The sequence below is a fragment of the Kribbella sp. genome (assembly GCF_035687465.1).
GTDB lineage: Bacteria > Actinomycetota > Actinomycetes > Propionibacteriales > Kribbellaceae > Kribbella.
On sequence record NZ_DASRXP010000642.1, the window covers coordinates 1 to 11,531 of the forward strand.

The window sequence follows — 11,531 nt, forward strand, 5'->3', positions numbered from 1 at the left end:
CCAGTTTGAGCGCATGTAGGTCTCGGGGTCGTCCCCTGAGCGCTTCATTGTCCGGATGAGCTTCTTGAGATCTGCAATATCATCGGCAGTCCTGTGTCGGGCGGCTTCCGTGTCGATGAGGGATTCGAGAGCGTCGCGCACGGCGATGGCGTCGGCTACGGGGGTCGGCTTCTCGCGCACGCGAAGCAGCATGTGGCGGAGGCGCACCACCGGGCTCGTTTGGGCGACGAAAAGCCCGCCGCCGCGTCCGGGGCGCACCTCAAGAACCCCACGATCACTCAGCAGTCGCACGGCCTCGCTCACGGTCGACCGCGCGAACTTCGACTGGGCCCGAATCTCGTCCAATGTTCCGAACGGGGCGCCCGGTTCGAGGCCCTGCTCGGTGATCCGAGCCTCTATGTCGGTAGCAAGAGACTCGGCACGCGTCCTCGCAATGCTGGCAGTCACGGCGTGAACCTATCAGCCGTGGCGAAAGCCTGTGCCGCAGACGGCGTGTACGAGGGAATGGTCGTCAGTAACCCGACACACGCGCCCGGAGGCGTCTCCTCGACCCCCAACGCTGTCTTCCTGAAGTAAGTCGGCAGCATCATCTTGACTTTCGACCATGTGACGCAGCACACTGCTAAACGTCTGAAAGGTTCGGATGTTTAGACGCGTGCAGCCGCCCATGTTGCGAAGGAGCCGGGCAGTGGAAGCTTCTGAAATGTATGACGTCGTAGTAGTTGGATTCGGACCCGCCGGTGAGGTGGCTGCGTCCACCCTTGGTGCCGCAGGACACAAGGTCGTCGTGCTCGAACGTCAGTGCGAGTTGTACCCATTGCCGCGCATGGTGACCTTCGACGGCGAGGCCTGCCGGACGGTTCAGGCGACAGGCGAGAGCATCGACGATGCACTCAGCGCGGCGGTCGTGCTGAACTATTGCGCGTTTGGCGATGCCGATGCAGATCCGATGTTGGTGCTGGACTGGCGAGGAGAGCAGGGCGGGTTCCGGGCGCACTACTCGATCTTCCAACCCGACGTGGAGAAGACCTTGCGTGCCAAGGTCGCCACGATGGACAACGTTGAGGTGGTGTTCGGCACCGAGGCGTTGGGCCTCGTCCAGCACGCCGACCATGTGGAGGTGACTGTTCAGCCGAAGGGCTCGACTGTCAGCTCGGAGCAGACGGTCCTCAAAGCCAGGTACGTCATCGGCGCAGACGGCACGAACAGCCTCATCCGTGAGGCGGCCGGCCTGGAGATGCACGATTTCGGTTTGCACGAGCGTTGGCTGAACTTCGACATGAACGTGATCGCGCCGCTGCCCGAGCAGTTCGAGAAGGTGATCATGATCATGGACCCGAAGCGGCCCCACATGTACATGCCACTAGGCACCGAGCGGCAGCGATTTGAGATGCGCGTCCATGAGGACGAGTCCGACGAGCAGATGCAGGAGCCTGAGGTCGCGTGGGGGTTTCTCAAGGAAACGCACGGACTCGACGAGTCGGTCATGTCGATCTGTCGTCAGGTGGTTTACCACTACTACACACGGGTTGCTGCCCAGTGGCGCAAGGGACGTGTGTTCATCGCCGGAGATGCGGCCCACACCATGACGCCCTACCTCGGCCAGGGTGGGTGCTCAGCGATTCGCGACGGCCGCAACCTTGCCTGGAAGCTGGATTTCGTGCTGCGCGGAATCGCGGAGAACGAGCTACTTGATACGTACGAAGCCGAGCGAGCCCCGCATGTTTCGACGCTCGTCCACACGAGCCATGCGCTGGCTGAGTTGGTGAACATCATCGACAACGAGGCCGCCGAGCAGAGGAACTACGCCCTGCGCAACAACCTCGCCCCGCCGCCGCCAGCCTTCCCCAAGCTTGAGCATGGAGTAGTGCAACTTGAGGATGACGGCTCCGTTGCTGATCGCAACGGCGTGCTCGCCCCACAGGGTGTGCTCCGCAAGGGGGATCAGGAAGGTCGAGGCGACGATGTACTCGGTCACGGATTCCAGCTGATCAGCCGAAACACCCCGGCTCTCAATGATGTGCAGCGACGCATCCTGAGCCAGATCGACTGCAGTATCGGGGTCATCGGCGACCCCACCAGTCCTGACGCGGTGACCGATGTTGCCGGCGTCTACGGGACCTTCCTCGACGCGCAAGGTGTGGACGCCTACATCATGCGTCCCGACTGGTACGTCTTCGGTGCCGTCGGAGGCGACGCCGTCGGAGACCTGGTGTCTGAACTCGGAGCATTGCTTCACCTCAACGCACTCACGAACGCCTGAGGAGCGGATTTTCACATGAACTCACGCTCATCTGTGACCATCAGGTCCGACATCTCCTACGGGCCTGACGCACTGCACACACTAGATCTGTATCGGCCGAACATTGATACCTCCGTTCCCGTCGTGCTCTACCTGCACGGCGGCGCGTGGAAGGAAGGTGACAAGACGGCCGACAGTAAGGAACGACTCGAGGCTTTTGCGTCCTTTGGCGTAGCGGTGGCGTCGGCGAACTACCGTCTTGTTCCCGATGCCACCTACCCGGCTCAGATCCACGACGCAAAAGGTGCCGTCCGGTGGCTCCGCGCCAACGGGGCCGGACTGGGCTTGACGACAGATCGGATCGCGGTTTGGGGCGCATCCGCAGGCGGCTACCTCGCCTCGATGGTGGGCTTGACCAACGGCGATTCCACCTGGGAGGGCAGCGTTGGTGACTGCCTTGCTCACGACAGCAGCGTCGCCGCGGTCGTTGACTGGTTCGGTCAGAGTGACCTCACCGCCAACACAATGCGCTCGTGGCTGGAGGAGAAGATTCTTCCACCGCCGGTAGAAGACGGCTTCCTTGCCATCGGGGACGGGACAAACCGAGAGGCTGTGACGTCCGAGGCGAGTCCGCTGAATCATGTGACGACCGGGGCCCCGCCGTTCCTGATCGTGCACGGCGATCGCGACCGCGTCACTCCAATCTCGGAGAGCATCGCGCTCCACGACAAACTCGTTCGTGCCGGGGCCGAGTCCACATTCGTCACGCTCGGCAACGCAGGCCACGAATCAAACACGTTCGACCGGCCCGATCACCTTGCGATCACCTCAGCCTTTCTCAATGTCAATCTCTCGGGAGAGCGTTCATGAAACTCATCGGAGTCCGCATCCCAGGCGAAGACAGCGTGTTCGTTGCCCGCCTTGACGACCAAGACGTGCACGTGCTGGCGACAGTCGAGACGTTTTGGAGCGATCCTGAAGGGTGGTCGAAGAAGGAAGCAACTCAAACACTTAGCCTCGGCGAGGTAATTCAGGTGCCGCCGGTCCTGCCGTCCGCTCGGGTGATCTGTGTCGGTCTGAACTACCGGGCACATGCTGCAGAAGGTTCGTTTGAGGTCCCGGACTACCCAACCCTCTTCGGACGTTGGACACCATCGCTGTCCGTCGGAGGAACCGCAGCACCGGTGCCCCCAGGTGAGCAGGGCCTCGATTGGGAGGCTGAGGTGGCCGCATACGTCACGCGCAGCCTCTGTGACGTGGAGCCGGAAGAGGCTAGCGAGGCCATCTTCGGTTACTCGACGTTCAACGACCTGACTGCACGCAAGGCCCAGAAGCTCACCGCGCAATGGACGCTGGGCAAGAACGGCGACTGCAGCGGCCCTCTGGGCCCGATCGTGACTCACGATGAGGTTGGTGACCTCGCCGATGGGCTGAGAGTGCAGACTCGCTTGAACGGCACCACCGTCCAGGATGGCAACACCAAGGACATGATCTTCCAGGTCGCCGACATACTTTCGCTCATCAGTCGGACGTTCACCCTCAATCCAGGGGACGTCATCGCATCCGGGACGCCCGAAGGAGTGGGCTACGTGCGAACTCCGCCCTGGCTCCTCGTGCCCGGCGACACCGTCGAGGTCGATATCGAACGTCTCGGCGTGTTGTCGACGCCAATCGTCGGTCCCGAGGCGCGCAAGGCCCCTAGCCGGCGCTGAATCACCCGGACGTAGGAAAGAAACTCATGAATACCCTTCGACCGAGACCGCGAACTCGTGACGCAGAACCCGACAGAAGGATCCACCCAATGACGACAGACGGCTTCCGGCAGTACCTGCCGGCAGACGACGACCCAAGGATCACCGACCTGCGAGGTCTGGGCACTTACGAGTACGCCGAGTACGTGAAATCTGACCCGTTCGCCGGCCCGATGATCGCTGGGTGGGCAGAACTCTATCCGGAACCGTTCACGGGGATTACGCACGACGGGCATGTCGCAGAAGGTCTCTTTGAAATCAAGCAACCGAGTGACGTGCGTCGTGCACCGACCATGTCAATGGTGGCTGCGGCGGGCAAGCTCCTCGAAATGTTGTCGGTCGATGATCGAGCCAAACTCACCTATCCGCTCGGCGCGCATGAGTGGCGTTCCTGGGCCAACCCCGAATTCCTGCAGCACAACCCCGGCCTTCGGCTCGACGAGTTGTCTGATGAGGTACGCGACAAGTGCCTGGGAGTCATCAAGGCCAGTCTGAGCAAGAAGGGATTCGCGCTGGTCCGCGACCTGATGAAAATCAACGCCTTCATGGGCGACCTGGTCGACCTGCCAGTCATCCTGGGGGAGTACAGCTACAACCTCTCGATTTTCGGTACCCCGGACGACAACGAGGCTTGGGGCTGGAACTTCTTCGGCCATCACATCGCGGTCAACTGTCTGGTCGTCGCCGGCCAGATGGTGGTATCACCGGTCTTCTTGGGGGCCGAACCGAGCTCTGTCGATGAGGGGCCGCTCAAGGGCACTCGCGTCTTCGACGATCGGATTGTCACTGCCCACCGACTGATCGGAGAACTCACCGATAAACAGCGTGCGCAGGCAAGAACCTTTGAACACATGATCGACCCGGCGATGCCCGAGGGGCGGGTACACAGTGGCGACGAACGACACCTCGGCGGCGCGTTCCAGGACAACAGAATCATCCCGAAGGAGGGCACGAAGGTCCGCGACATGTCGCGCAAGGCGCGCAAGCACCTGCGAACCATCGTTGACCAATTTTTGGTGCTCTTGCCTGACGGCCCGGCCGATGACCGTCGCGAGCAGATCCTCGAGCATTTTGATGACACCTGGTTCACATGGATTGGTGGCTTCGAGCCAGAGGATCCGTTCTACTTCCGCGTTCAGAGCCCAGTGGTCATCCTCGAACTGGACCATCACTGTGGCGTGTTTCTCACCAATGACGAGCCCATGCCGTTCCACATCCACACAGTGATTCGGACGCCGAACGGAAACGACTACGGTCGTGCGCTCATCGCACAACATCTCGGGCCCGATGCGGCCCTACCGGGAGATTAGATGGCATTCTCTTGACAGCTGTGAATGGTGTCACCACTATCACTAACAGTGTCGAACCGTTCAGCACTTCGACTAAAGTTCCCGCCCATTTCTAGGCACGCACTTCGAGGGAGTTTCAAAATGCCGACCTTTTCGAATCCAAAGGGTGTCGCCCCGCCCCTTGGGCCCTATTCGCATTGCGCTGTGGTCACAGCGGGTAGCGATGTCTTCCATTTCGCAGGTCAGGTTGGCGTGTCGCCCGACGGCACTGTTGCCAAAACCATTGAGGAACAGGCTGATTACGCCTTCGCCAACGTCGCGACCCTTCTGAACGCAAACAACCTCGCGCCGGCGAACGTCGTAAAGGTGCTCATCTACGTGACGGATCGCGCATATCATGATGCGGTCATTATCGCGCGCCGGAAACATCTCGGCGAAACGGATCCAGCTCCTGCCACCTTCATTATTTGCGAACTGGCTTTCCCTGAGTTGATGATCGAGGTCGATGTCACAGCGGCTGGCTGATAGGTCATGAAGCCTGATTGAGAGGACGCTGGTGAGTCCGATCAGAGGAGGCGCTCATGACGTTGTTGAAGGTGGCTTTGGATCCGGCGACGGTGGTCGGTGACTGCGCTGCAGCAGTTTTGACATTGGACCTTAACTCCCTCAAGAAGGGCGATACCCATGACCAACTCGATGATCTACGAGCGCGATGTACAGATCCCCGTCCGTGACGGAGAGCCGCTCAGCGCCAATGTCTACCGACCCGTCGAGGAGGGAACCTATCCCGTCATCGTCACCCTCGGTCCCTACGGGAAGGATCGCCACTGGGCGGACCGCGACCAGCAGCACTCTCGTGACCTCGGCGGCGGGCCTTTCGTCAACTGGGAGACGCCCAACCCCGAGACCTGGGTTCCCAAGGGGTACGTCGTGGTCCGCGTCGACGGGCGTGGCACAGGTGCCTCGCCCGGCATCTTGGCGCCGTTCTCCGACACGGCCGCAGAGAACTACTACGACGCCATCGAGTGGGCAGGTGTCCAGCCGTGGAGCGCCGGCAAGGTTGGGCTGCTCGGCATCTCGTTCTACGCCATGACACAGTGGCCGGTCGCGGCCCTGCGACCCCCTCATCTCGCGGCCATCGTGCCGTGGGAGGGCGCTGCGGACATGTATCGGGACTTCACCCGCGCTGGAGGAATCCTCAACAGCCGCTTCCTTTCCTGGTGGTGGCCCAACACTGTCCTCAACGTGCAGAACGGCTGGGACGGATCGCTGACCCAAGCCGAGCGCGATGCCAACACGGTGACCTCACTGAACGACGCGTGCCTCGCGCGCCCTTTGGACGGCGACTACGTGGGCGAGTGGCGTCCTGATCTCTCGCAGATCAACGTTCCGGTGCTGTCCGTGGGCAACTGGGGCAACATCGGCCTCCACCTGCGCGGGAACATCGAGGCCTACCTCCAGGCGAGCTCAGCCCAGAAGTGGCTCCGGATCGTGATCGGTGATCACATCCACCCGTTCTACGAGCCTGAGAACATCGAGCTCCAGGAACGCTTCCTAGGTCACTTCCTCAAGGGCGAAGAGACCGGATGGACGAACGAGCCACCCGTCGTGCTCGCCATCCGCGACGGCGACGAGATCACGTGGCGTGGTGAGCAGGAGTGGCCGATCGCCCGCACCCAGTGGACGACCTATCACCTGAATGCCGCGGCAGGCTCACTGAGCACGGATGCTCCGGCCTCTGACGACGAGGGTCGCTACGCGGCGCTGACCGAGACACTCACCTTCACGACCTCTCCGTTCACGGCCACCACCGAGGTGACCGGTCCCGTGACCCTACGGCTCTGGATCGACTCCTCGACAACCGACGCCGACATCTTCGTGCGGCTCGGCCGCCGCAACGCTGACGGCACCGAGATGCTCGCCGTCGGGCCCACGCTGGACGACGTCTCGCTCACCCAGGGCTGGCTTCGCGCATCGCACCGCAAGCTCGACGACAAGCGCAGCCAGCCGCACCGGCCGTTCCATGCTCATGACGAAATCGAATCTCTTGAGCCCGGCGTCGCGGTCCCGCTCGACGTCGAGATCTGGGCCACGAGCGTCGTGTTCCCCGAGGGCTCGTCACTCTTCCTCGAGGTCAGCGGTCACGAGCTCGAGTACAGCTACTTCGTTCACGACGATCCGGTGGACCGTCCCAGCGAGATCTTCGACAACGAGGTCACGGTCCATACGGGTCCAGCCAGGTCGTCCTACCTCGTGCTGCCGGTCATCCCCCGGTAGAGGCGCGCTGTTGCCATGGCTCCGAGCACCGGCCTCCGGTGCGAAGCTCGAGAAGGAAGTAGCTCATCATGACGACATCAGCCCCCGGCCTCGACGTTCAGTACAAGTCTGGGATCCCGCCGGCCGCTTCGGGCCACCCAGCTCCGAACAGGCGCTCGGTGGTCGAGAACGGCCTGCGAATCGACTACGACGTCCCAGTGCCGATGCGTGACGGCGTCGAGATCCTCATCGACATCTTCCGACCCGACACTGGTGGCCGGGTTCCGGTCATCGTCGCCTGGAGCCCGTACGGGAAGCACGCGCCGGTCGGCTATGACTTCCTGGAAGGCAGCGGAGTGGAGCCCGGAACGGTCTCCGAGTACTGCGCACTCGAGGCTCCGGATCCCGCGATGTTCTGCCCGGAGGGTTTCGCCGTGGTCAACGTCGACCCGCGAGGGACGTGGGCCGTGCAGGGCAAGCACGACATGTGGCGAACTAGCGAAGGTCAGGACGAGCACGACCTGATCGAATGGCTGGCCGAGCAGGACTGGTGCACCAGCAAAGTCGGGCTCGGTGGTGTCTCCTATCTCGCCATCTCGCAATGGTTCGCGGCAGCTACGCGTCCGCCGCACCTGGCGGCGATCAACCCCTGGGAGGGTGTCTCGGATGTCTACCGTGAGCACGTCTTCCACGGTGGCATTCCGGAGACGAAGTTCGTCGAGTTGGTGCAGTGGTTCGCGGGCAACTCGTCGACCGAGGTCGAGGACCTCGCCAGGATGCGTGACGAGCACCCGATGTGGAACAGTTACTGGGCTACCCATCGTGCCGATCTTGCCGCCATCGACGTCCCCGCTTATGTCGTCGCGAGTTGGAGCGACCACGGACTCCATACACGAGGGTCGATCGAAGGCTTCGAGCAGATCTCATCCGACCATAAGTACCTCGAGATCCACGGACGCAAGAAGTGGGCGTACTACTACCTGCCCGAGTCTGTCGCTCGGCAGAAGGCCTTCTTCGCGCGCTACCTCAAGGACGAAGCAAACGAGGTCGACTCTTGGCCGAAGGTTCGCTACGAGCTCCGCGAGAGTTACTACAAAGGGGAGGAGCAGCAGGCGACAGCCTGGCCGATCCCAGGAACGCAGTATCGCATCCTCCACCTCGACGCGCAGGCAGGCGTCCTCTCCGAGAGCGGCGCCGAGTCTGGCACGACCATGTACGACGCAAAGACCGGTCATGCGTACTTCGACTACACGTTCGAGGAGCGGAGCGAAGTTGTCGGGAACGCTTCGCTGACCCTGTGGGCCGAAGCTCGCGGCTCGAACGACATGGACGTGTTCGTAGGACTGGAGAAGCTTGACGCCGCAGGCAATAGGGTTGACTTCCCGTACTTCTCGACACGAGAGGACGGTCCTGTCGCCCTCGGCTGGCTGCGAGCCAGTCACCGAGAGCTCGATGCCCAGCGTTCAACGCCGCAGCAGCCGTGGCACCAGCACACGAGTGAGCAGCCTCTTGACGCCGGCGAGGTCGTCGAGCTCAATGTCGAGATCTGGCCCTCCGGGACCGTCTTCGAGAAGGGCGAAACGCTTCGCCTCGTGGTACAGGGGCACGATCTGCGGCTCTACGACCACCCGGCGAGCCTGCATCACGGGGCTACGCGCAACGCCGGCACGCACATTCTGCACACCGGCACTGATTGCGACTCGACCCTTCTGATTCCGGTCCTGACGTAGTTGCCTCATCGTGACCGGCGCTGCCGAGCCGTCGACGAACCAGCGCAGCGCGAACGCGCCGGTCGCGGTGATGTCGGCATCGGTGTATGGCGATGGATCCGGTACGACCTGCCGCGGCGGGCCGAACGAGTACCCACCGTCGACCGATCGCGCCGACAGCACCGACCGGTACGGCGCGCCGTGGCGCGAACCGGAGTCGAAGGCAACCAAGTCATTGCCTACAGCCACTGTGTTGCCAGACCAGTACCCGTTCCGATCCAGTGCTTCTGGATGCGGCGACAGAGCCGTCGGACAGGGCAGCTCCTCGACGGCGTCCCGGAAGCCGCGATGATGTCGATCACCTTATCCGGCGAGGTCCCGCGACAGGTGCCCATGACTGCGGCGGCTGGAATCGGGCCCAGCCGATCCGTTGGACGATCCGCTGCCCGATCCGTTCGTCGATCTGCTCGTTGCCGCGTTGCGCAGTGACGGTCCGCAGGGCACGAATCAGAGCGGCCAGCTCGTCCTCCGTCGGCTCCCCTCGGCACACCTCGATGGAGCTCGTCATTGCGGTCCGTTCCCGTGCTTGCGATACGGCTGATCGGCCCGCTTCCCCTTCAGCAAGGCGAGCGACTCGATCAGTACCCGACGGGTGTCGGCCGGGTCGATGACATCGTCGATGAGCCCACGTTCGGCCGCGGAGTAAGGGTTGAGGGCCGTGTCCGCGTACTCCGTGGTCAGCTCCTGCCGGCGTCGCTCGGGGTTGTCGGCGGCTGCGATCTCCCGGCGATGGATGATCGACGCAGCCCCTTCCGCGCCCATCACGGCGATCTCGTTCGAGGGCCAGGCATAGGCGAGATCGGCACCCACCGACCGCGAGTCCATCGCGATGAACGCTCCGCCGTACGCCTTGCGTAGTACGACGGAGATCCGGGGGACCGTGGCCTCGCAGTACGCGTAGACGAGTTTGGCGCCACGCCTGACGATGCCGTCGCGCTCCTGGTCGCGGCCGGGCAGGAAGCCGGGCACGTCGACGAGCGTCACCAGTGGGATGCCGAACGCGTCGCAGAACCGGACGAAGCGAGCCGCCTTCTCGGCCGCGGCGATGTCGATCGTCCCCGCCAGTACGGCCGGCTGATTGGCGACGAAGCCTGCGGTGGCTCCGTTCAGGCGACCCAGCCCGCAGATGATATTCGGCGCCCAGTCGGCTTGCACCTCATAGAAATCGCGGTCGTCGACGAGCAGCTCGATGACACGTCGCATGTCGTAGCTGCGCGACGACGTCATCGGCACGACGTCGAAGAGCTCGGGGCACGGCCGGTCGGGCGGATCGGCGGTCGCGTATCTCGGCGGCGGTTCGTTGTTGTTCGCGGGCAGGAACGCCAGGAGATCGCGAACCTGGTGAAAGCAGGTCGCCTCGTCGTCGACGACGAAGGACGCCACTCCACTGTGCGTGCCGTGAACGCCCGTTCCACCGAGTTCCATCGCGGTGACCCGCTCGCCGGTCACCGCGGACACGACATCCGGTCCGGTGACGAACATCGTCGCCGTATCGCGAACCATGAAGACGAAGTCGGTCAACGCCGGTGAGTACGCCGCGCCGCCCGCGCAGGCGCCGGCGACCACGCTGAGCTGCGGGATCACGCCGGACGCGCGGACGTTGCGGCGGAAGATGCCGCCGAAGCCGGCCAGCGCCAGCGGCCCCTCCTGGATCCGGGCTCCGCCGCCGTCGTTGATGCCGACGATCGGCACCCCCGCGGCCTCGGCCAGATCCTGCAGTTTGTGGATCTTGGCGGCGAACGTCTCACCCAATGAGCCGCCGAAACAGCGGGCATCGTGGGAGTACACGGCGATCCGCCGGCCGTCGACCGTCCCCCAGCCGGTGATCACGCCGTCGGTCGTCGGCCGGTTGTGTTCCATCCCGAACGCGGTCGCGCGATGCCGGGCGAACAGGTCGAGCTCGACGAACGATCCCGGGTCCACCAGCAGGTCGATGCGTTCCCGGGCGGTCTTGCGGCCCTGCTCGTGGCGTCGCTGGGTGGCGAGCTCGTTTCCGGTGACGGCGGCCGTCCGGCGGGTAAGGAGCTCCTCGGTGGCCGCGAACAGCTGCGAAGGTACGGCCGGCTCCCTGGTGGAGCTGCCCGCTGCCGCACCCCGCAAGAACCCGGCCGAAGAGATCGTTGCGTCTGACATCCGCTTCCTTCCGCAAACTCGGCTGACACTAGGACAGACTCGCGGAGCTTCTGGATTGATACGCGAGAAGTTCCTGGGCGGCGAGGTATCA

Annotated in this window: 10 protein-coding genes; 7 read left to right on the top strand and 3 right to left on the bottom strand. The window is 63.4% G+C overall.

Annotated elements, in window-relative coordinates; translation table 11 throughout:
• The coding region (locus VFG33_RS34145; RefSeq protein WP_325057140.1) for a FadR/GntR family transcriptional regulator at nt 1-447 on the bottom strand (447 nt) is incomplete at its 3' end.
• A gap of 256 nt (nt 448-703) precedes the next feature.
• On the opposite strand from VFG33_RS34145, the gene VFG33_RS34150 reads away from it, so the two are divergent.
• The 7 genes from VFG33_RS34150 (at nt 704) to VFG33_RS34180 (ending at nt 9,268) form a co-directional block, all read left to right on the top strand.
• The gene (locus tag VFG33_RS34150) at nt 704-2,263 is read left to right on the top strand and encodes a bifunctional 3-(3-hydroxy-phenyl)propionate/3-hydroxycinnamic acid hydroxylase (RefSeq protein WP_325057165.1); all 1,560 of its coding nucleotides are present in this window, start codon (nt 704-706) and stop codon (nt 2,261-2,263) included.
• A 15-nt stretch (nt 2,264-2,278) separates the two neighbouring features.
• Nucleotides 2,279-3,112 carry an alpha/beta hydrolase fold domain-containing protein gene (locus VFG33_RS34155; protein ID WP_325057141.1) on the top strand — a complete coding sequence of 278 codons (834 nt, stop codon included), beginning with the start codon at nt 2,279-2,281 and terminating at the stop codon, nt 3,110-3,112.
• Nucleotides 3,109-3,954 (top strand): fumarylacetoacetate hydrolase family protein, encoded by an 846-nt coding sequence (locus VFG33_RS34160; protein WP_325057142.1) that lies wholly within the window; start codon nt 3,109-3,111, stop codon nt 3,952-3,954. The genes VFG33_RS34155 and VFG33_RS34160 overlap by 4 nt, the downstream gene beginning before the upstream one ends.
• An 89-nt stretch (nt 3,955-4,043) precedes the next feature.
• Nucleotides 4,044-5,303, top strand: a complete 1,260-nt coding sequence (locus VFG33_RS34165) for a DUF3500 domain-containing protein (protein ID WP_325057143.1) — start codon at nt 4,044-4,046, stop codon at nt 5,301-5,303.
• A 120-nt stretch (nt 5,304-5,423) separates the two neighbouring features.
• Nucleotides 5,424-5,807: a RidA family protein gene (locus VFG33_RS34170; protein ID WP_325057144.1), complete on the top strand. Its 384-nt coding sequence runs from the start codon at nt 5,424-5,426 to the stop codon at nt 5,805-5,807.
• Nucleotides 5,808-5,966: 159 nt separating this feature from the next.
• A complete protein-coding gene (locus VFG33_RS34175) occupies nt 5,967-7,559 on the top strand; it encodes a CocE/NonD family hydrolase (protein WP_325057145.1) in 1,593 nt (530 codons plus the stop codon).
• A 68-nt stretch (nt 7,560-7,627) separates the two neighbouring features.
• Complete coding sequence (locus VFG33_RS34180; protein WP_325057146.1) at nt 7,628-9,268, top strand: CocE/NonD family hydrolase; 1,641 nt, start codon at nt 7,628-7,630, stop codon at nt 9,266-9,268.
• A gap of 337 nt (nt 9,269-9,605) precedes the next feature.
• Here the strand turns inward: VFG33_RS34180 and VFG33_RS34185 are convergent, their stop codons facing one another.
• The gene (locus tag VFG33_RS34185; protein ID WP_325057147.1) at nt 9,606-9,815 is read right to left on the bottom strand and encodes an acyl-CoA carboxylase epsilon subunit; all 210 of its coding nucleotides are present in this window, start codon (nt 9,813-9,815) and stop codon (nt 9,606-9,608) included.
• On the bottom strand, nt 9,812-11,440 hold the full coding sequence (locus VFG33_RS34190; RefSeq protein ID WP_325057148.1) for an acyl-CoA carboxylase subunit beta: 1,629 nt from the start codon (nt 11,438-11,440) through the stop codon (nt 9,812-9,814). The genes VFG33_RS34185 and VFG33_RS34190 overlap by 4 nt, the downstream gene beginning before the upstream one ends.
• Nucleotides 11,441-11,531 lie beyond the last annotated feature (91 nt).

Bases quoted from the DNA above. Each gene is read 5' to 3' on its own strand.
- VFG33_RS34150 (WP_325057165.1), top strand. From the start codon at position 704: ATGTATGACGTCGTAGTAGTTGGATTCGGACCCGCCGGTGAGGTGGCT.
- VFG33_RS34155 (WP_325057141.1), top strand. From the start codon at position 2,279: ATGAACTCACGCTCATCTGTGACCATCAGGTCCGACATCTCCTACGGG.
- VFG33_RS34160 (WP_325057142.1), top strand. From the start codon at position 3,109: ATGAAACTCATCGGAGTCCGCATCCCAGGCGAAGACAGCGTGTTCGTT.
- VFG33_RS34165 (WP_325057143.1), top strand. From the start codon at position 4,044: ATGACGACAGACGGCTTCCGGCAGTACCTGCCGGCAGACGACGACCCA.
- VFG33_RS34170 (WP_325057144.1), top strand. From the start codon at position 5,424: ATGCCGACCTTTTCGAATCCAAAGGGTGTCGCCCCGCCCCTTGGGCCC.
- VFG33_RS34175 (WP_325057145.1), top strand. From the start codon at position 5,967: ATGACCAACTCGATGATCTACGAGCGCGATGTACAGATCCCCGTCCGT.
- VFG33_RS34180 (WP_325057146.1), top strand. From the start codon at position 7,628: ATGACGACATCAGCCCCCGGCCTCGACGTTCAGTACAAGTCTGGGATC.
- VFG33_RS34185 (WP_325057147.1), bottom strand. From the start codon at position 9,815: ATGACGAGCTCCATCGAGGTGTGCCGAGGGGAGCCGACGGAGGACGAG.
- VFG33_RS34190 (WP_325057148.1), bottom strand. From the start codon at position 11,440: ATGTCAGACGCAACGATCTCTTCGGCCGGGTTCTTGCGGGGTGCGGCA.